Consider the following 22,220-nt stretch of genomic DNA (forward strand, 5'->3'; position numbering starts at 1 on the left):
CTTGGTGAGCGAGGTGAAGACCAGCTCCCCCTCCTCGCCGTCCGGCAGCACCTCGCCGGTGACCGGGTCCACGACCTCCGGATAGAAGTGGTCCTCCCAGATGTGCAGCCCGTCCTTGGTCTCCACGCACTCCTGGGCGACCCCGGGGCCGATCACCTCCGACAGGCCGTATATGTCGACCGCGTCGATCGCGAACCGCTCCTCGATCTCCCGCCGCATCTCCTCGGTCCACGGCTCGGCGCCGAACACCCCGACGCGCAGGGAGGTCCCGCGCGGGTCGACGCCCTGCCGCTCGAACTCGTCCAGCAGGGTGAGCATGTACGACGGCGTCACCATGATCACGCCGGGCTCCAGGTCCTGGATCAGCCGCACCTGGCGGGCGGTCATGCCGCCGGACGCGGGGATGACCGTGCAGCCGAGCCGTTCCGCGCCGTAGTGCGCGCCGAGCCCGCCGGTGAACAGGCCGTAGCCGTACGCCACATGGACCCGGTCACCCGGCCGGCCGCCCGCCGCCCGGAGGGAACGCGCCACCATGTCCGCCCACATCGACAGATCACCCTCGGTGTAGCCGACGACCGTGGGCCGCCCGGTGGTCCCGCTGGACGCGTGGACGCGCCGGATCCGTTCCCGCGGCACGGCGAACATCCCATACGGGTAGTTCTCCCGCAGATCCGCCTTGGTCGTGAACGGGAACCGGGACAGGTCGGCGAGCGAACGGCAGTCGTCCGGGCGGACGCCGGCCTTGTCGAAGGACTCACGGTAGAACGGCACGTTCGCGTACGCGTGCCGCAGCGAGGCCCGCAGCCGCTCCAGCTGGAGCGCCCGCAGGGCGTCCAGGCCGAGCCGTTCCCCCGCGTCCAGCCACTGCGTCGCGTCCGCCATGCCGATTACTCCCTCACCAACCACACCAATCCGGGCGACCGATCATTCGGTAGCCGCTCTGGAGATCAGTAACCCAGTCCCGGCGTCACCGACGCAAGAGGCCGGCCCGCACTTTCCGGCCCGCGCGGACTCCCTTGCGACGGCCGACCGGCTCGCCGCATGATCGGCACCATGCCGACCTTCACCGCCCCCGACGGAACCCGCCTCGCCTACCACCTGCGCGGCGAGGGCGGGGGCGCTCCGCTCGTCGTCCTCCCCGGCGGACCCATGCGCGCCTCCGCCTACCTCGGCGATCTGGGAGGGCTCGGGCGTCACCGGCGGCTGGCACTCCTGGATCTGCGGGGTACCGGGGACTCGGCGGTGCCCGCCGACCCGGCGTCCTGCCGCTGCGACCGGCTGGTCGACGACGTCGAGGCGCTGCGGCGGGAACTGGGCCTGGAGCGGATGGACCTGCTCGCGCACTCGGCGGGCGGCAACCTGGCGCTGCGGTACGCCTCCCGCCATCCGGAGCGGCTGGCGCGGCTCGTGCTCGTCACCGTCATACCGCGGGCGCTGGGCATGCCCGTGACGGCCGAGGACCGGCTGGCGGCGGCCCGGCTGCGCGAGGACGAGCCGTGGTTCGAGCGGGCCTTTCCGGTGTTCCGGGCCTGGTGCGCGGGTGAGCGCGACTTCGACGACGCCGTCCTGCCCTTCTTCTACGGCCGCTGGGACGCCACGGCCGCCGCGCACGCCGCCCGGGAGGAGACGGAGACCAATGAGGAGGCCGCCGACGTCTACGGCTCCGAGGGCGCCTACGACCCGCCCGCGACCCGCGCCGCACTCGCCGGGCTGACCGCGCCGGTCCTCGTCCTCGCCGGTGAAGTCGACGGCGGCCCCCGCCCCGACCTGGCCCGCCGCACCGCCGCCGTCCTCCCGCACGCGCGGTGCGCGGTGCAGCCGGGCGCCGGGCACTATCCGTGGCTGGACGACCCGGAGTGGTTCACGGGCCGGGTGGTGGAGTTCCTGGCCGCCACCTCGCGCGCCCACCGGTAGTCCGCCTTCCCGCTCGGCGAGCGGCGGACGGCGTCGGCGCGCCCTCGGTGCCCCCGGCCAGTTCTTCGCCACGTGGCTCGTGGGGGACCGGCCGCCGGGCTCCTGAAAGGTCCCCCTCACGTGGCCTGTCGGCCGTGGGAACCGATCGCTAGGCTGACCGCGGACGACGAAATCGGGAGGAGCACGGACGTGGCCGAGAGCACCACCCAGCAGAAGCCGCTGACCGGATGGGACAAGCCGGAACTGGACCTGAGCAAGGCCGAATGGCAGTCCGGCAGCCGCGGACTGGGGGATGTCCAGATCGCCTTTGTCGAGGGGTTCATCGCGATGCGCAACAGCGACCGTCCGGAGAGCCCGTCCCTGATCTTCACCCCCGCCGAGTGGGGAGCGTTCGTGTCGGGGGCGCGGGAGGGCGAGTTCGACCTCACCTGATCCGGCGGTTCCCGCCGGTTTTTCCGGACACGCGCTGCCGTACGGCGTGCCGGGGCCGATCCCTGCGTCACGCTGGCCCCGGAAAGCGGCGGATCGCATTCCGGAGGTGAGGAACCCATGGACACCCTGCCGGTCATCGCGGCGTTCGACGGTTCGGACGACAGCGTGCGCGCCCTCGACTGGGCCCTCGACGCCGCCCGCGTACGCGCCACCACCCTGCGCGTGGTGCATGTCCGGCAGTACGCCGCCTGGGCGCCCGCCGGGATCACCGTGCCGCCACCACCGGTCGGCGAGGACGACCCGGCGCTCGCCGAGGCCCGCGCCCATGTCGCCGGGCGTCCCGCACCCCCGGCGGTGGAGTACCTGGCGGGGGACGGCGCGCCCAGCGCCGTGCTGTGCGAACTCAGCGCCGAAGCCCAGCTGTTGGTACTCGGTTCCCGGGGGCGCGGCGGCTTCGCCAGCCTGCTGCTCGGCTCCAACGGCCTGTCCGCGGCACGCGATGCCGAGTGCCCGGTCGTCGTGGTGCCTCGCCCCGGACGGGAGCTGACGGACGTCCCGGCGGCGGACCCCGGGCCACGCGTGGTCGTCGGCCTCAACATCGACAGCCCCGACGACGCCGCGCTCGGCTTCGCCTTCGCCGAGGCCGCCGCCCGCGACGCTCGCCTGGAGGTGGTCGCCGCGTATCCGTGGCCCCTTCAACTGTGGGCGGGAGCGTCCGGCGAACTGCTGTCCACCATGATCGACCAGGACGCCGTCGAGCACGAGGCCCGCGTTCTCGCGGACGGTTTCCTCGCCCCGCACCGCGGCCGGCACCCCGGCGTCCGGGCGGAGGCGTACGTCACACCCGGCGACGCGGCCGGCCGGCTCGTCGCGGCGGCCCAGGGCGCCGAACTGACCGTGGTCGGCCGCCACCGCCGCAGGCTGCTGGCCCCGGCCCGGATGCTCGGCTCGGTCACCCAGGCGGTCCTCCTCCACGCCCCGAGCCCGATCGCGGTGATCCCACCCGCTCCACCGGACGAGTGACCGCGTCCCCCGACCATGCCGGGTCCCCGACCATGCCGGGTCCCCGACCATGCCGGGTCCCCGGCCGCGGCGGGTCCACGCAGGCCGTCGTCGCCGCCCCCGGCCACGGCGGGTTCACCGGCCCCCTGGCCGACCCGCCGGGCGGTTCCCTTGGGCGCACGCCCACCCGAAGCCCTTCCCGAACGCCGCGCGGCCCGCGACGCGGCAGCGACTGCGCGCCCGTCGCGTGCGGTGCTTCCGCAAGGGCAACAGCCTTCGGAGCGGTGCCCACCGTCCCGCGGAACCGGGCGGCCTGAGCCGCCGCCCGCCCGGCGCCTACGGCCCGCGGCCACGTACCATGGCGGCATGTCGTTCCTCCGCCGCCGCAGCGCCACTCCCGCAGGGCCCGACTTCGACGTACTGGCCATGGACCCGGGCGACTGGCCCGGGAATCTGGGCGCGGGTCTGCTGCCCGCCCCCGACGGCAGCTGCCAGGGCGTCTTCCTCCGTTACGACCTGTTCGGCGGCCGCGGCCCCGCGATGATCATCGGCAACCTTCCCGAGGGCTCCCCGGCCCGCGAGATCGCCGAGGGCCAGGTCCCCTTCGAGGTGGCCCAGCTGCTGCTGGCGCTGGAGAACGACGAGGAGGTGACCGTCGTCGGCACCGAGGACGTGCCGGTGATGCAGGGCGACAACCTGCTCATCGTGCGCCGGATCAAGCTCTCCGAGAGCCGGATCTCCTGCGTCCAGTTCGACCGCAGCGACAACGTCCTGGTCACCATCGCCGCCTGGGACCGCCCCATCACCGACGACCTGTACGCCCTGCTGAAGCCGCTCCCGGCGGAACTGTTCCAGCAGGGCTGAGGTCCAGGGTCAACCGGCCGGCGGCACCACTTCGACATCGGCCGCGCGGACGAACGCCACCCGGTGGCCGTACTGGATCTCGTAATAGAGATCCTCGCCGGTCACCACCCGGTGGGAGCCGGTGCCGAAGGTGACCGCGTAGTAGTACTGGCCGGGCAGCCGGTCACCCGCCACGTACTTCTGCCCCGCCGGCAGGCGGTACGGCAGCGGGGTCACGGGCTGGGCGGGCACGCCCGCCGGGTAGGCGGCGGCCTCGGGGTAGGCGCGGCCGTAGACGGGGACGCCGGCCAGGCCCTCCTTCGGTGTCACCACGAGCCCTCTGGCCGGGATGGCGGCCGGGGACTTCCGCGGGTTCTCGAACCAGGCCTTCTGGCCCAGATACCAGATCGCCGTCCAGTCGCCGTCCCGGTCCGCCACCGCGTACCGCTGGCCGGTGGAGACCCGGGAGCCGATGTCGTTGACCCCGGTCGTCGAGTCGCCGCCGCCCGGCCGCAGACCGATGTCCCTGATCAGCGGGTAGTGCTCACCGGGCCCGGAGTACAGCCGCACCGCGCTGGACCCGTGCACCGGGCAGGGCTCGCCCTTGGCGGCGCACCCCGTGAACTCGGGGCGGTTCGCGGCGTAGTCCGGGCGGATCGTCACGACGTCCGAGCCGGTGCCCGCCGTGGGCTGGAACGGGCGGCCGAGCAGGGTGAAGTAGTGCTGCCAGTCCCAGTACGGGCCGGGGTCGGTGTGCATCCCGGGGACGCTCGCCGCGGTCGGGCCCGGGACGTTGTCATGGCCGAGGATGTGCTGCCGGTCCAGCGGAATGCCGTACTTCCTGGCCAGGTACTTCACCAGCCGGGCCGACGAGCGGTACATCGCCTCCGTGTACCAGGCGTCCGGCGAGACGAGGAAACCTTCGTGCTCCAGGCCGATCGACTTCGCGTTCACGAACCAGTTGCCCGCGTGCCAGGCCACGTCCTTCGCCTTCACATGCTGGGCGATGTGACCGTCGGTGGAGCGCAGACTGTAGTGCCAGGACACATAGGTGGGGTCCTGGACCATCTTCAGGACACCTTCCCAGCGGCCCTCCGTGTCGTGCACGACGATGTACTCGATGTCCTGGGAGCGTGGCCGGTCGGCGAGGTCGTGATTGCCGTAGTCGCCGTCGCCGAACTCCTCGTACGGCGCGGGGATCCACTCGCAGGACACCGTCGGCGGGCACTCGGTGCCCTCGGCGTCGGCGGTGCGCAGACCCGCCTGCCGCAACCGCCCGGTGTCCGGAACGAGGCCCGGCCGGGCGGTCAGGGCGACCCGCTGCCCGGCGTCGGTCAACCGCTCCCCGCCGGTGCGCAGCACGTCGTACACGTCGTTCGCGTACGCCGCCGCCGTCGCGCTGTCGTCCGCGCCCGAGAACCGGGCCACCGCCCCGTACCAGTCCGCCGGGTCCGCGCTGAGCGGCGCCCCCAGCTCCCGCTGGGCGGCGGCGAGCAGCGCGGCACCGCCCGCGATGTTGGCGGCCGGGTCGGAGCGAAGCCGCTCGGGCGCCAGCCCGGTCAGCTCCGCGGCCTTCGTCAGCGTGGTCAGGCGGGCCGGGAGTTCCGGGCTCTCCGGCACCTCCGCCGTGGGGAACAGGGGCGCGCGGGAGTCGTCCCCGCGCGGGTCCTCCGTGCCGTCGCCGTGGTGCGGGGGCGCGGTCGCCAGGGCGGTTCGGGCGTCGGTGAGGTGCATCGGGCCGTAGCCGCCGGTCACGCTCGGCGCGCCACCATGGGTGTCCCAGCGGGACTGGAGATAGGAGACGCCGAGCAGCACGCTCTGCGGCACGTCGTACGTGGCGGACGCCGCGGCGAAGGCCTGTTGCAGACCGCCCGCCGACGAGCCGCCCTCGGCGGGCGGAGCGGCACCCATCAGCGGCAGCAGCAGAGCCGCGCCGGCCAGGACACCGACGGCACGCCGTGCGCGTCTCCGTCCGGCGGCTCCACGGGAATCGGTGACGGGCATGCAGCCTCCTGAGACGGTCGGGCGCGATGAGCCGTGCGGGGCCGGGCGTGACAGTGGTACCGGCTCTCCGACGATCCGTCAATCATGCGTGAGGACTGCGAATTCCCACGTCAGCGCGGGGTCCGCGGAGTTTCGTGGCGGCGGGGGACGGGCCTGCGGGGCGTCAGTGGCGTACACCAATGGGGGCGGGCGGACGCGGAGATGGCGAGGTCCGCGGTGCGCCGTCGTCAACAGCGTGCCGCGGACCTCGCCATGTCCGTCAGCGAGTGCCGACCGCCGCGCGCACGGCCCGGCGGGCCAGCTGGCAGTCGTCATGCAGCCGCCGCAGGAGCAGGCGCTGTTCCTCGCCGGTCGGCGCGGCACCCGGGCGGGCTCCCGGTGCCGCCGGGGGCGTGTCGTGCATCGAACGCTGCACGGCCGTCTCGTAGGTGCGGATCTCCCGGGTGAGCACCAGCATCAGATTGACCAGGAACGCGTCCCGCGAGGCCGGGCCCCCGGACTGCGCGATCTGGCTGATCTGCCGACGGGCCGCCGGGGCGTCCCCGAGCACCGACCACAGCGTGGCCAGGTCGTAGCCCGGCAGGTACCAGCCCGCGTGCTCCCAGTCCAGCAGCACCGGACCGGTGGGCGACACCAGCATGTTCGACAGCAGCGCGTCCCCGTGGCAGAACTGGCCCATGCCCTGCCGCCCGGCGGCCATCGCGATGCCGTGCAGCAGCTTCTGCAGGTCGCCCAGGTCCCGGTCGGTCAGCAGTCCCAGTTCGTGGTACCGGTTGATCCGCGCCGCGTAGTCCAGCGGCGCGTCGAACGTGCCCGCCGGGGGCCGCCAGGCGTTCAGCCGGCAGATGGCGCCCAGCGCCGCCCGGATGTCCGCCCGCGGCGGTGCCTCGACGGGGTGTCGCTGCAACGCCGCCGCCCGTCCCGGCATCCGCTCGATCACCAGGGTGCAGTTCTCCGGATCCGCCGCGATCAGCCTCGGCACCCGCACCGGGGGGCGGTGCCGGACGAACGAGCGGTATGCCGCTATTTCATGACGGATCCGCTCGGACCACACGGGGGAGTGATCCAGTAAACACTTGGCGACGGCCGTGCTGCGCCCGGTGGTACCCACCAGGAGCACGGACCGGCCGCTGCTGCGGAGCACCTGCACCGGCGCGAACTCCGGGCAGATCCGGTGCACGGACGCGATCGCCGTGCGCAGTTGGGCGCCCTGGGGGCCGGACAAGTCGAGTCTCCCGCTGAGCGGCTGGGTACCGAATCCCCCGCCGCGCCGCGCCGTGCCCTGACCGAGCACGGGGGAGGCCGGGCGGGCGGGGGCGAGGTAGGGGCCGCCGCCGCCCGGGCGGGGGTGCAGCGGCCGGGGCGGGGCGGACACGGAGGACGATGCTGCGTACATGGGCGATACAGATCCCTTCGTGTGCCTGCGTCTGCAAACGCCTCCCGGCCCGGCCGTCCGGGTACACCCTGGGGAATGCACCGTGGTCCACAGGCGGCGACCGGGTCGGGGTGGCGCGTTCCTACCTGACACCCGATGACCGGTGGCACACCATCTGGCGGACCCTGGCGAACCCTGGCGAATAGTCGCCCGGCATGTCTCACCGGGCTACTGTCAACTCAGCCGAGTACCTGGGGGCTTGATGTGAGCGGACAACCCAACACCCGCCTTGCGGACCTGTTCGGCCTGGCCGGCTGGTCCAAGGGAGAGCTCGCGAGGCTGGTCAACCGGCAGGCGGCGGCCATGGGCCACCCCCAGCTGGCGACCGACACCTCGCGGGTGCGGCGGTGGATCGACATGGGAGAGATCCCGCGCGATCCGGTGCCGCGGGTGCTGGCGGCCCTGTTCACCGAGCGTCTCGGCCGTGTCGTGACCATTGAGGACCTTGGTCTGGTACGGCACGGGCGTGCGGGGAAACGGCAGGGCGGCGGGAGTGTGGAGCATCCCGACGGAGTGCCGTGGGCGCCCGAGCGGACCGCCGCGGTCCTCACCGAATTCACGGGAATGGACCTCATGCTCAACCGACGCGGCTTGGTGGGCGCGGGTGCCGCGCTCGCCGCGGGATCCGCACTCAGCAGCGCCATGCACGACTGGCTGCTCACCGACCCGGCCCTGGTGGCCCACGTCCCCGACTTCGACGACCCCCTGCACGCCGACCCCGCTGGGTTCGACCGCTATGAGGCCGCCCCCATCGGGTCCCAGGAGATCGAGGAGCTGGAGCGCTCGGTCGAGGTGTTCCGCGCCTGGGACGCGGCTCGCGGCGGCGGGCTCCAGCGCAAGGCGGTGGTGGGCCAGTTGAACGAAGTGGGCGGCATTCTCGCCTACCATCATCCCCCCCACCTGCAACGGCGCTTGTGGGGCGTGGCGGCCAACCTCGCCGTGCTCGCGGGCTGGATGTCGCACGACGTCGGCCTGGAGCCCACGGCCCAGAAGTACTTCGTGATCGCCGCCCACGCGGCCAGAGAGGGCGGCGACCGGCCCCGGGCCGGTGAGGCGCTCTCCCGGGCGGCCCGCCAGATGGTGCACCTGGGCCGGCCCGACGACGCGCTGGACCTGATGAAGCTGGCCCAGTCCGGCTCCGGCGAACAGGTACTGCCCCGCACCAGGGCGATGTTCCACACCATCGAGGCCTGGGCACAGGCCTCGATGGGCAAGGGCCAGGCGATGCGCCGCACCCTCGGCCAGGCGGAGGATCTCTTCGTCTCCGACAAGGGCGATGTGCCGCCGCCCAGCTGGATGCAGCTGTTCAACGAGGCGGACCTGTACGGCATGCAGGCTCTCGCCTATCGCACGCTCGCGGAGTTCGAACCGGCGGCGGCCGTGCACGCCCAGCACTACGCGGACAAGGCGCTGGCCCTGCGGGTCGACGCACAGGAGCGGTCGAAGATCTTCGACCATCTCTCCATGGCGTCCGCCTGCTTCATCGCCGACGACCCGGAGCAGGCGGCCGGGTACGCGCGCCTCGCGCTCGTGTCGATGAGCTCCAACTCCTCGCGCCGCACGTGGGACCGGTTGCGCCAGATGTACCGGCTCACCGCCGAGTACGCCACCTATCCGAAGATCCAGGAGCTGCGGGAGGAGATCAAGCTGGCGCTGCCCAAGGACCAGGCCAGGAAGCTGGGCGGCGGCCGCGCCGCCCAGGCGTGAGCGGCACACCGGGAGACGAACGGCAGGCACGAGGGGGAGTCAGGGCGACGCGGATCCCTGCGCGGTCACCCTGGCCACGAGCACACAGGCGTCGTCCTCGCGCCCGGTCTCGCCGAACTCCTCCACGACCACCCGCACACAGTCCTGTGCGGTGCGCGCCGCGGCGAACCGCGGGGCCAGGTCGAGGAGGCGGTCCCCGGCGGCCGGAGCGGCTGCCGCCCGCCCGGGCACCAGCCCCTCGGTGTGCAGCAGCAGCAGGTCACCGGTCTCCAGGGTCTCCTCGGCCTCGCCGTAGGCGGCACCGGAGGTCGCGCCGAGCAGGACGCCGTCCGGTGTGCTCAGCCTGCGCCCCGTCCCGTCGCGGAACAGCAGCGGGGCGGGGTGTCCCGCGTGCGCCCACACCAGGGTGCGGGTGCCCGGCCGGTAGCGGCAGCAGACGGCGCTGCCGAGAGCCGGCTGGACGGTGGTGTCGAGCAGCTGGTTGAGCCAGGCCATCAGCTGGCCCGGCCGGGTGCCGGCCATCGCCATCCCGCGCAGCGCGCCGAGCAGCATCGCCATGCCGGAGGTGACGGCGGGGCCGTGTCCGGTGAGGTCGCCGACGCTCAGCAGGGTCTCGCCGCCGGGGAGTTCCAGCGCGTCGTACCAGTCGCCGCCGACCGGCGCGCTCGTCGCGGCGGGCAGGTAGCGGCCAGCCACGTCCAGGCTCTGCGGGCCCTGGTGCGGGAGCCGCAGGATGCCGTGGCACGGTGGCAGCACGGCCTCCCGCGACTCGACCGCGAGCCGGTGCTCGGTCTGCGCGCGGTGCCGGTGGCGCTGGAGCGAGTCACGGGTCTCGCTCACGGCCTGCTGGCTGCGGCGCAGTTCGCTGACGTCGCGCAGGACGGCCCACATCGAGGCGGTACTGCCGTCGGCGTCGAGCACGGGTTCGCCCATCAGGTGCACGGTGCGGACCTCGCCGTCGGGGCGGACGATCCGGAACTCGCCGTCGATGCGCTGGGCGTCGACGAGGCAGTCCGTGACCATCGCGGTCAGCTTCGGCCGGTCCTCGCCGAGGACCAGGGACGGCAGCTCGTCGAGGGTGAGCGGGGGAGTGGCGGGGTCGCGGCCCAGGATCGCGTACAGCTCCGCGGACCAGGTGGCCGCGTCGGTCAGCAGATCCCACTCGGCGCTGCCGGCCCGGCCGAGCAGCGAGCCGCCCGCGGGCGGCTCCGGCGCGGACCGGGCGGGCGGTGCCGCGGGGGCCGGCTCGGGCGCGGGCGGGGGGCCGTCCCGCAGCTGGGCCAGGTGTTCGTCGAGGTCGTCCAGCTGGTGCAGGGCCAGCTCGTACAGGGCGCGCTCCCAGCGGCCGTGCGGGTCCGTGCCGTCCGGCCGCGCGTCCCGCCGTACCGCGTCCACCTCGCCCTTGAGCCGCCGCGCCTGGGTGATGAGGGCGTCGACCTGGCCGCGTCCTGGCGGCTGGGCGGCTGGGCGGTCCGCGGAGAGAGGGGACGGCATGACGCACTCCGATAACGGGACGGTTCGGCCAAGGCGAACGGTGGGACCGCTGACGACTGTTGCACAGCCCGCGACGGCCTGTAAGGGATTTGGCAACACACGATCCGGTGGTGCTTCTGGCATATGCCACAGTCTTCCCGGTGTGCTTGGGGCGTAGCTCGCGCGTACGTCGCTGAGTGTCCAAGTCGTAGCCCGTGTACGCGAGTTGACGCATCGCCGGGTGGCCGAAACGGGGCTCATTCAGCTGTTCGACGTGCTTGTGTTCCAGGCGGGGTGATGGCGCCTTGTGGAGTGACGCGGATCACAGAATGTGGCAGGCTCCCGCGCGCTCGTACTGGCACACCGGCCCGATCGCCCACCGCAGGGAGACCGACCATGGACCTCGCCCTCCAGCAATCCGCCAGCGCCCGCCTCATCACGGCCGAGGAGCGGGACAAGGATGTGCCCGCCGTCCTCCGGTACACGGCCCACGACCCGTTCGCGGTGCACTTCGACTTCCCGCCCCAGGCCGCCCTGGACGGGGAACCGGTCAGCTGGACCTTCGCCCGCAGCCTGCTGGAAGAGGGGCTGCGCGGCCCCGCCGGCGGCGGGGACGTGCATCTGTGGCCGTGCGGCCGGGAGCGCACGGTCGTGGAGTTCCACTCCCCGTACGGGCTGGCGCTGCTCCAGTTCGACACGGCCACCCTGCGCCGGTTCCTACTGCGCACGTACGCCCTGGTGGCGGCCGGCCGGGAGGACGTGGGGGAGGCCGTCGACCGGGGACTGAGCGGCCTGTTCGACGGAGTCTGAGTCAGCCGCCGAAACCGGCGTACAGCGGCGGGCGCGGAGCCAGTTCCACGGTCACCCGGCCGCCTCCCTCCAGGGACCGCACCCCCGCCTCGGCGACCGCGGACGCCGCGTACCCGTCCCAGGCGCTCGGCCCGGTGACCCGGCCCTGCCGGGTGGCGTCGACCCACGCCTGCACCTCGCGGTCGTAAGCGTCCGCGAACCGCACGAGATAGTCCTGCGGCACCTCCTCGCGCGCCTCGCCGCCGGCCGTGACGACCATCGTGTGCTCCTCGCCCACCCGCGCGCTGCCCGCCTCGCAGACCGCCTCGCAGCGGACCTGGTAGCCGAAGCCGCAGTTGACGAAGACCTCCACGTCGACCAGCACGCCCGCCTCGGTCTCCAACACCACGAACTGCGGGTCCGCCAGGCCCTCGGGGGCCAGCGCGGAGGACCGGGGCCGCAGCACGGTCACGGCCGTCAGCTCATGGCCCAGGAGCCAGCGCGCCGCGTCGATCTCGTGCGAGACCGAGCTGTCGACCAGCATCGCGCTGGTGAAACCGGGCGGCGAGGAGACGTTGCGGTGGACGCAGTGCAGCATCAGCGGCCGGCCCAGCCGCCCGCTGTCCAGCAGTTCCTTCAGCCGCATGTACTCGGCGTCGTAGCGCCGCATGAACCCGATCTGCGCGAGCCGCCGCCCCAGCCGCGCCTCCGCCTCGACCACCCGCAGCGCACCCGCGGACTCCGGCACCATCGGCTTCTCGCACAGCACCGGCAGGCCGCGCGCGAACGCCGCGCGCAGCGCCTCCTCGTGCGCCGGCCCGGGCGAGGCGATCAGTACGGCCTGCACGCCCGGCGCGTCCAGTGCCGCCTCGGTCTCGGCGTGCACCGCGACGCCGTCCAGCCCGGCCACCGCCTCCTTCGCGCGGTCGGTGTCGGGGTCGGCCACCGCGGCCACCCGGGCGCCGCTCACCACCCGGTCGAGCCGCCGTATGTGATCGGCGCCCATGTGTCCCGCGCCCAGTACCGCCACGCCCAGCAGCTCGCCCACGCCCGCACTCCCTCGTCGCCGACTGTCCCGCCGGTAGCGTACGGGCCGGGCCGCGGGCGCCGTCAGTACCGCAGCACCCCGGCGATCCCGCCCGCGTCGCCCAGCGTGCCGTCGGGCACGAAGCGCACGTCGGCGCCGGTCTCCAGGCACTGCTCGACGATCTCGTCCACGATGTCCTCGCGCGCGTCGAGATCGCCGCTCTCGGCCGGGACCAGATGCTCGCCGTCGTCGCGCACCGTCACCCGGTAGTTCTCCTCCACGGCCAGCAGCCGGACCCGGGCCTGCTTGGCGTTCTGCCAGACCTCGTCCACCCCGGCCGCGAACTCCCGTTGACCGCGCGCCGCTTCGAGCTGGTCGGCCACGCTGTCCACGGCGCGGGCCTCCTCCGCCTCGATCAGCGGACGCACCGCCTGCCACACCGCGTCCGCCGAGGCGTGCGCCAGCCCGCCGTGCGGCACCTGCGCCGCGCCCCTGGTGGCCTCACCGGCGTCGTGCAGCAGGGCGAGCGCGGCGGGCTCGCCGGTCACGTACAGCGGGCGGGGGCTGTCGCGCAGCACCGCGGCCATCGCCCGGTCGGCCCCGCGCAGGAAGTGGCGGGTGCCCTCGTCGCGGTAGGCGCTCGGCTGCTCGCCGACGCGTTCCAGGCGTTCGGGGTCGAAGTTGTCGTTGCCGCGGATCATCGGGAAGCCGCCGGCGCGCTCCTCGACGACCCGGTCCGCACCACCGTTCCAGAGCGTGATGCGGTCGGACGCGACCGACAGCACCCAGAAGGGCCGTTCGGCGGCCCGCGCGGAGACGAGGTTACGGGTGAGGAAGGTGTCCGAGAGCACCACGCGCTCGGGCACGGTCCGGGCCAGCGACCACACCTGGTGCTCGCCCGGGGCGGCGAAGATCACCAGGCCGTCCTCGGTGTGCGTCAGATCGACCTCGGCGAGAGCCTGGTCGAGCTGGGTGACGACATCGGCGCGCCGCTCGCGCGGAACCGCCGGGTCGTGCTCCAGCTGCTTCTTCGCCTCGGCCACCACATTGCGCAGGCGGACCGGATCCTGGGTCTTCTCCGGTTCCCGCCGATGGGTCGGCGTCAGCACGGAGACCGCGGGGTAGGGGCGCGGGCGGCGCAGCTCGGCGAGGGTCGTGGGACTGAGTGCGTGCTCCATGACAGCACCATAGGACCGATCGGCAGCTCGGGCATTCGGTGAGAAATCGGAGATCATTGCCGCTCCTCCGCGCCGCACGAGCTGCCGTGCGCGGGCAGCGAGCCGTACAGCAGGAAGTCGTCGACCTTGCGGTGCACGCACTTCGACGAGCCGTATCCGGTGTGCCCGTCGCCCTTGTTGTCCAGGACGACCGCCGACGGGCCGAGCCGCCGCGCGGTCTGCTCGGTCCAGCGGTACGGTGTGGCCGGGTCGCCGCGGGTGCCGATCAGCAGCAGCTTCGGGGTGTCGACGTCCTTCACCTCGTCACGGATGAAGTCGGTGCCGCGGGGGCGGCCGTGGCACATGAGTACTTCGGTGAGGCGGTACCGGCCGAAGACCGGGGAGGCCCGCTCGTACGCGGTGCGCAGCCGGCCGAGGTCGCGCTCGATCTGGCCGGCCGTGGGGCGATCGGGATCGTCCGCGCAGTTGACCGCTGTCAGCGCAGCGACCAGGTTGTCGAGGGGGACGTCCTCCTCGTCGGCCAGGCCGCCTCCGGCCTTCGGTCCGGTCACGCGGCGGCGCGTCTCCTCCCGGCCGCCCGGGAGGTGATAGCCGCCGGTCGTGAACGCCTCGATGTGGCGGGTGTCGCCGTCCTCCATCAGCGAGGCCAGCGCCCGCTGCAGCGACGGCCACAGCCCCTTGCTGTAGAGGGCCTGTCCGATGGCGCCCACGAGGTCCTGGCCGCTGAATTCGTAGCCGAAGTCGGTCGGCACCGGGTTCTCGTCCAGCGAGCGCACCAGCCGCCGCACGTCCTCCCGGGCCCGGCGCGCGTCCTGGCCGAACGGGCAGGCGATGTCCCGCACGCACCAGTCGAGGAAGTCGTCCAGCGCCGTCTGCTGCCCCCGGGCCGTCGCGACGCCCTGCGCGGTGAGCGGTTCGGTCAGCGTGTCCACGCCGTCCAGCGCCAGCCGGCCCACCCGGTCGGGGAACTGCGCCGCGTACACCGCGCCGAGCCGCGTCCCGTAGGAGAAGCCGAGGTAGTTGAGCTTTCCGTCGCCCAGCGCCTGGCGGATGACGTCCAGGTCACGGGAGACGTTCACGGTGCCTATGTGCGGCAGGACCGGCCCGGAGTGCTTCTCGCAGGCGTCGGCCTCCTCCCGCAACTGCCGCAGCAGCGCCTGCGGATCGCGCAGCACCTCGTCGGTGTCGTCGGTGTCGTCGGCGGGCGGCTCCGTGGCGTAGGTGTCACCGCAGCTGACCGGGGAGGAGCGGCCGACGCCGCGCGGGTCGAAGCTGACCACGTCGTAGCCGTCGCTCAGGTCCAGGTACGCGCGGCCGCCGGCGGCCAGTCCGGCGACGCCCGGCCCGCCCGGCCCACCGAAGTTCAGTACGATCGAGCCCCGCTTGTCACCGCTGGCCCGGTAGCGGGCGAGCGCCAGATCGAGGGTGCCGGCCTCGGGCCGGGCGTAGTCGAGCGGGACCGTGACCTTGCCGCACTGCAGGTCCTTCGGCATGTCCGCGCCCTGGCACTTCCCCCAGGAGACCTGCTGGCGGTAGAAGCGGGAGAGGTCCGGCTGGGCGTGGGCGCCGTCGTCCGCGGCCGCCGCCAAAAGCCCCGTGCTCAGCAGCGTCACGGCGAGGGCCCCGATGAGGATGGCGCGGCGCCGCGGTGCGGGCCGCGTCGACGGCTGTGCCGGCATCGATGCCTCCAGGGCGCCGGGCTGCGGACCGGGAAACGGCACCCTCGCTCACGATAAGCGGACACCGGAAGGGGCGCCTCCGGGCGGGCGGGGGCGGCGGACAGGGCGTGGCATGCGGGGCTTCCGGTCACCGCGCGGGACTGTTTCGCCGCCCGTTCGACCGCCCGCTCACTCGATGGGATGAAGGGACGCCGGCCATGGCCGGGCAGGGCCCCGACCGCGTGCCGCACGCGGCGCAGCCGCCCGCCACGGCCGCCCTCGCCGACACCGGCGCGGACGCGGCCCTGCCCCTCGCCGTCGGCGCGACGGCCCTCGCCGGCGGATCGGTGGGACCCGGTTCCCGGCCGTCAGCCGGGCGACGCGCCGCAGGCGTTCCGTCACAGCGGCCTGGCGGGGCGCCGCTCACGCTCGGGCGGACGGCGCCGACACCGCGGTGAGCAGCACCACCCCGGTGTCCCCGTAGTCGGGCGGCGTCGGGTCCGCGTCGATCCGGGTCACGTCGAGCTGCTCCGTCAGCGGCTCGAACACCTCCCGCACCAGCGTGGTGTCGACCGGGCAGCCCGGCCACCGCGACTCGGGCCCGATCCGGTAGCTCGGCATGTTCTCCATGAACGCGGCCACCAGGTGCCCGCGGGGCACCGCACAGCGCACGAAGACCCGGCAGAAGTCGGCGAACTCCGCGTAGTCCTCCGTGGCGCCCTCGGCGACGAAGTGCATGGACGCCAGGTCGTACGAGCCCGGCGGCAGCGAGCGCACATCGGCGTGCACCACCTCCACCGGCGCCAGCGCGGCCGCCAGGGTGGCCGGCACGGCCGGGTTCAGCCGCCGGCACAGCGCGTGGAACGGCAGCCAGCTGGTGTCCGGGTGGTCGAGGATCTGATGCCGCAGATAGGCCACGTTGCTCGCGCCCGCCTCGACCGCGTCGATCCGCCGGCTCACCGCCGAGGCGAGGATCAGCGGATAGAGGTTGGGGCCGGCGCCCAGCTCCACACTGCGGGCGAGGCCGTGGGGCGGCAGCCGTCGGTAGTAGGCGGAGTGGTGGGCGATGACCGCCGCGTCCGAGGGGCGCACGGTGCGGTAGTTCTCGGCGAGATAGTCCGCCACCGGCCAGCGGTCCCAGTCCACGTCGTCGTTGTGCGTGCGCATGCCGGTCACCTCTTCGCCGCACGGCCCGCGCGACTCCCCGACCGCAGCGGGAAGCGCGCCGCCAGCCTGGTCAGCACGGGGTTGCGCCGGTCGGTGTCGTCGTCGGAGTCGAGGGCGGTGATCCCCTGCTGCCAGGTCAGTCCCTGCAGCTCGGACAGCGGCTGCACCGGGTACACCCACCACGGCCACGCCTGGGCCGGGCGGTGCGGCGGGACGCCGGTCAGGGCGACGGAGGCGCGCGCGCGAAACCGATCACGGCCCACATCGAAGGCGCGGGCCGCGGGGACCGTCAGGTACATGACGGCGGCGGCGGCGACCAGCGCCACATGAGCGGCCATCAGCCGCTGGGCCGGCAACAACGACAAGCCCTCCTCGCATCCCGAGGAGACCGGTCCGTCGATCTGGTCCGGGTCCCTCTCGATCGTAGGCATCGCCGGCCGGCCCCTGCATCTCGGACGGTTCAGGGCTGTGCGGTCCCCGGCGTCACTCCCGCGCGCTCGGCCGTCGGGCGGATCCGGCGTGGCCGGCGGGAGGCCCGTGCGAGGCCGTTGTGCTGTGCGTGGCCGCCTTGCCCTGGGTGCGGAGGGTGCCGTACTCCGTGCCCTCGGCCGACACCTCCGCCTCGTGGCGGTGCTTGCCGGACTTGTGGACCTTCGCCTGGGAGACCCTGTCCGTGAGCCGCACACTCTGCACCTGGACGCGACGGGCCCTGCCGTGGGAGTGGGCCGGGGCGGGGTCTGCGCTGCGGGGGCGTGCTGGCGATGGCGCCGGTGGCCGATACGCCGAGCGCGGTGTCGGCGCCGGCGGCGACGAGGGCGGTTCGCGGGCAGGGCGAGGCCGGTCCACGCGGACCGGCCTGCCTGTCTCCCCTGTCTCTCTACGGCCCGGGGGCGCTCTTCCTACGACCTGGAGGCGCTCTTCGCCGCCGTGGCGGCGCAGACCGCGCCCAGTATCACGGCCAGCGCGCCGATGATGATGTTGTTCCACACGACACCCGCGTCCGGGCCGTCGCCGACGATCCACGGCGAGACGATCATCCACACGCCGAGTGCGCAGCAGGCCCAGCTCAGGCCGTACATGCGCTCGGGCGCCCGGGTGAAGCCGAGGGCCAGCACGGCGATGGCGATGCCGATGACCAGATTGTGCGGCACGAGGTCGGGCTGGCTGGTCGTGTAGTGGAGTATCCACGGGGACACGGCGCAGTACAGACCGAGCAGGAACACGGGTCCGTCCACGAGCGCCACATCGCGACCGCCGAGCACGCGGTCGTAGCGAGCCCGCATTTCGGAAGCGTCGGGGTGGCTGGTGATGTCACCCCTGGTGGGCGAGACGTTGGCCATGACTCGTCTCCTTCGACTGGCAGGCCTGACTGCGTCTGGTGGGTCTGCGTCTGGTGGGTGTGCGTCTGGTGGGTGTGCGGCGAGCGCGCCGCCCATGTTTATTTTGCTCTTATTTGCCCTTTATGTGTAGGGATGGGGCGAGTGATGCCAGATGGCTCTCGCGCGCCGGCGCCGTCTGACCCTGGACCAGCAGGAACATCCCCTCGCGGGCCAGCCGCTGGGCCGGGTTGTCCAGACTCATCGCCCGCCCGCCCCCGGCCACCACCGCCGCGGTCGTGGCCGCGCGCATCAGGTCGAACGCCCGGGTGCGCAGCGCCAGCCGCTCCTCGACGTTCTCCCGCGGGACCGGATGGTCGGCGAGCGCGTACGCCCGCCGGCGCACCTCGTCGAGCCCGGCGCGCAGCGCCCCGGCCGTCTCCTCCGTGCCGGGAGCGCCCTCCAGCAGCCGCAGGGCCGCGTACGCCACCCCGAAGACGGCCGGGGACGTGTTGGCGCTGCGGGGGATGTCGACCAGGGTGAACTTCTCCCGCGGGGTGCGCAGCACGACGGACTCCTCCGGCACCCGCAGACCGTCCAGCTCCAGGGACACCGTCCGGGCGGCGGTGAGCGCCGCGAGCCGCATCGGGGGCGAGGCGCGCAGCCCCGGCCGCTCCCGGGCTTCGGTGAAGGCGAACACCACCTCGGCCGCCTCGGTCACGCCCGCGAGCAGCATCACGTCGTTCAGGCCCCAGCCGGTGTACCAGGGCACCGTGCCGTCGAACCGCCAGCCGCCGCGCTCGGCCGTCGCCCGCACCGGAACCCGCGGGTAGGCGCGCACATGGGCGTAAGCGATGCCCGCCAGCAGTTCGCCGGTCGCCAGCGGGCGCAGCAGGCGCTCGCGCACGGGGGAGCCGGACCGGGCCAGCATCCGTACCGGCGTGTGGTGCTGCGTCTGCACGAACCAGGTCGAACCGCACGCCCCGGCCAGGATCTCCTGGATCTCCCGGCCGACCGCGTCCGGCGCCCCCGCCCCGCCGTACTCCCGTGGCGCGCTCACCCCGAGCACCCCGGACTCCCGTACGGCGGCCAGGTGACCGGCGGGCACCTCCGCGCGGTCGACCTGCTCGGCGTGGGGGACGAGCAGGTCCCGCGCGAGCCGGCGGGCGCGGGCGACGAGGGGGTGCGGTGTGGTGGTCATGCGGTCATTGTCCCGAGCGGAGGCCCGCAGCGGGCCGACGGCCGGGCGCTGCGTGAATCACCTCCGGCGGGACGGGAGTTTCGGGCGCACCGCTCGCCCAGGGGCCGGAGGGGATGCCCGGGGCGTGCCGTACCGCTCGGCGTCGGCGGCCAGCCCCGGCGACCGCCCGGACACCTCCGCAGTCGGGGGAGGCGCTCGGAACCGGCCCCGTCCGGCACCCGGACGATCCGGGGGCGGTGAGCGGATCGCGCGGCCGGTGCCGGGACCAGTGCCGGAAGTACGGCGTGAACACCGCGAACTGGTCGGAGGAGGACGGGGTCACGGTCCCGGGAGTGACCGCCCACGTCACCGTGTCGTGGACGGGCAACCGGCGCCCCTCGGCCTCCAGCGCCCGGCGCAGGCGGCGCTCGCGGCGGTGCGCGAAGGCGCTCACGTCGGCCGCGAGGGCACCTCGTCGGTGTCCGCCTCGGCGGCCACCCGGCACACACCCCCCCGCCAAGACGTCGCCCGAGCGCACCACGAGCCGGCCGCCGCGCTCGCGCAGCCCCGCGTCCAGGTCGCGCGGACAGTCGGCGAGGAACGCCCGGCGGCTCGGCGCGTCGAACCCGGCGGCGGCCATCTCCCGGTCGCGCACGAGCAGCGGCGGGTCAGGGGGCGGGGGCCGGGCCGGGGGCGGTCGGTGCCCTGGCCGCGGCTCGGGCGATGTTGCGGGCCATGCCGCCGAACACCAGGGCGTGGAAGGGCGAGACGCCCCACCAGTAGGCCTGGCCGAGCAGGCCGTGGGGATGGAACAGGGCGCGCTGGCGGTACCGGGTGCGGCCGGCCGGATCCGTCCCGGCGTACATCTCCAGCCAGGCCAGCCCCGGCAGCCGCATCTCGGCCCGCAACCGCAGCAGCCGCCCCCGTTCGATCTCCTCGACCCGCCAGAAGTCCAGGGAGTCACCCGCCCGCAACCGCTGCTCGTCCCGGCGTCCACGCCGCAGACCGACCCCGCCCACCAGCCGGTCCAGCCGGCCGCGCACCGACCAGGCGAGCGGGAAGGAGTACCAGCCGTTCCTGCCGCCGATCCCCTCGATGACCCGCCACAGCGCCTCCGGTGAGGCGTCCACGGTGATCTCCCGCTCGTCCGTGTAGAGGCTGCCACCCGCCCAGGTGGGGTCGGTGGGCAGCGGATCGCTGGGGGCGCCGGGCACCGAGGCGCTGGACCAGCGGGTGTCGACCCGGGCCTCCCGCACCCGCTGCAGCGCCAGCCGTACCGCCTCCTCGAAGCCGAGCGGGTGCCCGGGGGGATCCGGGACGTACCGCGCGATGTCGTGCTCGTGGCAGACCACCTCGTGGCGCAGCGATTCGGCGAGCGGCCGGGCGATGGACGCGGGCACCGGGGTGACCAGGCCGACCCACTGGCTCGACAGGCCGGGCGTGAGCAGCGGCACGGGGAGCAGGAGGCGGCGCGGCAGTCCCGCGACCCGGGCGTACCGCAGCATCATGTCGCGGTACGTCAGCACCTCCGGGCCGCCGAGGTCGAAGGACCGGTTCACCTCCGCCGGCATCCGCGCGCTCCCGACCAGGGCGCGCAGCACGTCCCGTACGGCGATGGGCTGGATCCGGGTGTGCACCCAGCTCGGAGTGACCATCACCGGCAGCCGCTCGGTCAGATACCGCAGCATCTCGAAGGAGGCCGAGCCGGAGCCCAGGATCACGGCCGCGCGCAGCACGGTCGTGGGGACGCCGGACGCCAGCAGGATGCGGCCCACCTCCGCCCGGGAGCGCAGGTGCGGTGACAGGTCCCGTTCGGGGACGCCCGCGGGGGTGAGACCGCCGAGATAGACGATCCGCCGCACCCCGGCGGCGCGGGCCTGCCGGGCGAACACCGTCGCGGCCCGCCGGTCCGTCTCCTCGAAGTCCTTGCCCGTGCCCAGGGCGTGCACCAGGTAGTACGCCACGTCCACGTCCCGCAGGGCCGCGCCGGTCGAGGCGTCGTCCGTGACGTCCCCGGGGACGATCTCCACGTCACCCGCCCAGGGGTGGTCGCGCAGCTTGCCGGGGGAGCGGGCCAGGCAGCGCACCCGGTACCCGGCCGCCAGCAGCTCCGGGACCAGCCGGCCGCCGATGTAGCCGGTGGCGCCGGTCACCAGGCAGCGCGGGCCCTTTTCCACCGTGTCGTCACCGTTCATCGCCGTGGTCACCGTTCATCGTCGTCGTCACACCCTTCATCGCGGTGGTCACCGTCGCCGCCCGGTCCCCCTCCGGGTGCCGCGCGGGGCCCGGGGCGGCTGGGTCGGGCGCGCGGGCCTCCGGGATGACTTCCCCGGACCGAGCGGTTCCGGATGCGCCACTCGTCCCACTCGTCCGGGCGGCCGAGTGGTCCGGCCCCCGAGCCGTGTTCTCCGACGCCGCGCCCGGGGTGCGCGGACGTTCAGCCCCGCCGTGTGCCTGCGGCCCCGGGCCACCCCTGTCGCGTACCGGCCGCTCAGTAGGGCACCCGCGCTCTCTCCCGCCGGGCGGCGGTTCTATAGGCTGATCACGTGGCCACAGCGGAAGACCGGGAGCAGCCGACGCGGCGGCCGGAGCCCGCCGCGGGCACCGGACCCGACCTGCAGTCCTTCGCCGTCCAGCTACGCAGGCTGCACGGGGAGATCAATCGCCTCATGCAGGGCTTCGCCGGTGACCACGGGCTGCACGCGACGGACGTCCAGGCGCTGGCCGCGATCCTCGACGCCGACGAGCCGATGACCCCGGGGCGCCTGCGGGAGCGGCTCGGCCTCACCTCGGGGGCGGTCACGGCGTGTGTGGACCGCCTGGAGCGCGCCGGACACATCCGCCGGGTCCGGGAGAGCGCGGACCGCCGGGTGGTGCATCTGCGGTACGCGGCCGACGCCCGGCCGGCCGCGCGCACCTACTTCCGGCCGCTCGCGGAGGCGACTCAGGCCGCCGCCGACCGTTTCAGCGAGGAGGAGCTGGCGGTGGTGCGGAGCTTCCTCGCGGCGATCAACGAGGAACTCGGCGCGCTCAAGCCGCACGGCGGTCGCTGAGCCACGGGACCGCCGCCCGCTGCCCGGCGCCGTTGCCCGGCT

Annotated in this window: 21 protein-coding genes; 7 read left to right on the forward strand and 14 right to left on the reverse strand. The window is 74.0% G+C overall.

Translation table 11 applies throughout. From position 1 onward, the window contains the following. Window positions 1–882: AMP-binding protein (locus VE614_RS29030; RefSeq protein ID WP_324943656.1), on the reverse strand; the 882-nt coding region annotated here is incomplete at its 3' end. Between the two features lie 171 nt (window positions 883–1,053). Between VE614_RS29030 and VE614_RS29035 the strand changes: the two genes are divergently transcribed. The 4 genes from VE614_RS29035 to VE614_RS29050 all read left to right on the forward strand — a co-directional run bounded on the left by VE614_RS29035 (window position 1,054) and on the right by VE614_RS29050 (window position 4,212). Further along, window positions 1,054–1,914: an alpha/beta hydrolase gene (locus tag VE614_RS29035; RefSeq protein WP_324943659.1), complete on the forward strand. Its 861-nt coding sequence runs from the start codon at window positions 1,054–1,056 to the stop codon at window positions 1,912–1,914. A 189-nt stretch (window positions 1,915–2,103) separates the two neighbouring features. Further along, window positions 2,104–2,346, forward strand: a complete 243-nt coding sequence (locus VE614_RS29040) for a DUF397 domain-containing protein (protein WP_324943661.1) — start codon at window positions 2,104–2,106, stop codon at window positions 2,344–2,346. A gap of 117 nt (window positions 2,347–2,463) precedes the next feature. Beyond that, a complete protein-coding gene (locus tag VE614_RS29045; RefSeq protein ID WP_324943663.1) occupies window positions 2,464–3,369 on the forward strand; it encodes a universal stress protein in 906 nt (301 codons plus the stop codon). Window positions 3,370–3,714: 345 nt separating this feature from the next. Beyond that, window positions 3,715–4,212: a hypothetical protein gene (locus VE614_RS29050; protein WP_324943665.1), complete on the forward strand. Its 498-nt coding sequence runs from the start codon at window positions 3,715–3,717 to the stop codon at window positions 4,210–4,212. 9 nt (window positions 4,213–4,221) lie between these two features. On the opposite strand, the gene VE614_RS29055 is transcribed toward VE614_RS29050, so the two are convergent. Beyond that, window positions 4,222–6,195 (reverse strand): N-acetylmuramoyl-L-alanine amidase, encoded by a 1,974-nt coding sequence (locus VE614_RS29055; RefSeq protein ID WP_324943667.1) that lies wholly within the window; start codon window positions 6,193–6,195, stop codon window positions 4,222–4,224. A gap of 259 nt (window positions 6,196–6,454) precedes the next feature. Continuing rightward, complete coding sequence (locus VE614_RS29060) at window positions 6,455–7,591, reverse strand: aminoglycoside phosphotransferase family protein (RefSeq protein ID WP_324943669.1); 1,137 nt, start codon at window positions 7,589–7,591, stop codon at window positions 6,455–6,457. Between the two features lie 243 nt (window positions 7,592–7,834). Here VE614_RS29060 and VE614_RS29065 point away from each other — a divergent pair, with 243 nt between their 5' ends. Further along, a complete protein-coding gene (locus tag VE614_RS29065; RefSeq protein ID WP_324943671.1) occupies window positions 7,835–9,337 on the forward strand; it encodes a hypothetical protein in 1,503 nt (500 codons plus the stop codon). Between the two features lie 39 nt (window positions 9,338–9,376). Here the strand turns inward: VE614_RS29065 and VE614_RS29070 are convergent, their stop codons facing one another. After that, window positions 9,377–10,831: a PP2C family protein-serine/threonine phosphatase gene (locus VE614_RS29070; RefSeq protein ID WP_324943673.1), complete on the reverse strand. Its 1,455-nt coding sequence runs from the start codon at window positions 10,829–10,831 to the stop codon at window positions 9,377–9,379. Window positions 10,832–11,206: 375 nt separating this feature from the next. On the opposite strand from VE614_RS29070, the gene VE614_RS29075 reads away from it, so the two are divergent. Continuing rightward, on the forward strand, window positions 11,207–11,620 hold the full coding sequence (locus VE614_RS29075) for an SsgA family sporulation/cell division regulator (RefSeq protein ID WP_324943675.1): 414 nt from the start codon (window positions 11,207–11,209) through the stop codon (window positions 11,618–11,620). 1 nt (window position 11,621) lies between these two features. On the opposite strand, the gene VE614_RS29080 is transcribed toward VE614_RS29075, so the two are convergent. From VE614_RS29080 to VE614_RS29125, 10 genes are all read right to left on the reverse strand, one after another. Further along, window positions 11,622–12,647, reverse strand: a complete 1,026-nt coding sequence (locus tag VE614_RS29080; protein WP_324943678.1) for a Gfo/Idh/MocA family oxidoreductase — start codon at window positions 12,645–12,647, stop codon at window positions 11,622–11,624. A 62-nt stretch (window positions 12,648–12,709) separates the two neighbouring features. After that, window positions 12,710–13,804, reverse strand: a complete 1,095-nt coding sequence (locus VE614_RS29085) for a chemotaxis protein (RefSeq protein ID WP_324943681.1) — start codon at window positions 13,802–13,804, stop codon at window positions 12,710–12,712. A gap of 53 nt (window positions 13,805–13,857) precedes the next feature. Then, window positions 13,858–15,483 carry an alpha/beta hydrolase gene (locus VE614_RS29090; RefSeq protein ID WP_324943683.1) on the reverse strand — a complete coding sequence of 542 codons (1,626 nt, stop codon included), beginning with the start codon at window positions 15,481–15,483 and terminating at the stop codon, window positions 13,858–13,860. A 402-nt stretch (window positions 15,484–15,885) separates the two neighbouring features. Continuing rightward, the gene (locus VE614_RS29095; RefSeq protein ID WP_324943685.1) at window positions 15,886–16,629 is read right to left on the reverse strand and encodes a class I SAM-dependent methyltransferase; all 744 of its coding nucleotides are present in this window, start codon (window positions 16,627–16,629) and stop codon (window positions 15,886–15,888) included. 5 nt (window positions 16,630–16,634) lie between these two features. After that, window positions 16,635–17,060 carry a hypothetical protein gene (locus VE614_RS29100; RefSeq protein WP_324943688.1) on the reverse strand — a complete coding sequence of 142 codons (426 nt, stop codon included), beginning with the start codon at window positions 17,058–17,060 and terminating at the stop codon, window positions 16,635–16,637. A gap of 52 nt (window positions 17,061–17,112) precedes the next feature. After that, on the reverse strand, window positions 17,113–17,313 hold the full coding sequence (locus VE614_RS29105) for a hypothetical protein (protein ID WP_324943691.1): 201 nt from the start codon (window positions 17,311–17,313) through the stop codon (window positions 17,113–17,115). Between the two features lie 215 nt (window positions 17,314–17,528). Then, window positions 17,529–17,969, reverse strand: a complete 441-nt coding sequence (locus VE614_RS29110; protein WP_324943694.1) for an SPW repeat protein — start codon at window positions 17,967–17,969, stop codon at window positions 17,529–17,531. 109 nt (window positions 17,970–18,078) lie between these two features. Continuing rightward, the gene (locus tag VE614_RS29115) at window positions 18,079–19,146 is read right to left on the reverse strand and encodes an acyl-CoA dehydrogenase family protein (RefSeq protein ID WP_324943697.1); all 1,068 of its coding nucleotides are present in this window, start codon (window positions 19,144–19,146) and stop codon (window positions 18,079–18,081) included. Window positions 19,147–19,150: 4 nt separating this feature from the next. Then, on the reverse strand, window positions 19,151–19,765 hold the full coding sequence (locus VE614_RS29120; protein WP_324943719.1) for a deoxyribodipyrimidine photo-lyase: 615 nt from the start codon (window positions 19,763–19,765) through the stop codon (window positions 19,151–19,153). 28 nt (window positions 19,766–19,793) lie between these two features. Continuing rightward, window positions 19,794–21,320 carry an SDR family oxidoreductase gene (locus VE614_RS29125; protein WP_324943700.1) on the reverse strand — a complete coding sequence of 509 codons (1,527 nt, stop codon included), beginning with the start codon at window positions 21,318–21,320 and terminating at the stop codon, window positions 19,794–19,796. Between the two features lie 351 nt (window positions 21,321–21,671). Here VE614_RS29125 and VE614_RS29130 point away from each other — a divergent pair, with 351 nt between their 5' ends. Further along, the gene (locus VE614_RS29130; protein WP_324943703.1) at window positions 21,672–22,178 is read left to right on the forward strand and encodes a MarR family winged helix-turn-helix transcriptional regulator; all 507 of its coding nucleotides are present in this window, start codon (window positions 21,672–21,674) and stop codon (window positions 22,176–22,178) included. Window positions 22,179–22,220 lie beyond the last annotated feature (42 nt).

This window comes from Streptomyces sp., assembly GCF_035645055.1.
Taxonomy (GTDB): Bacteria; Actinomycetota; Actinomycetes; order Streptomycetales; family Streptomycetaceae; genus Streptomyces.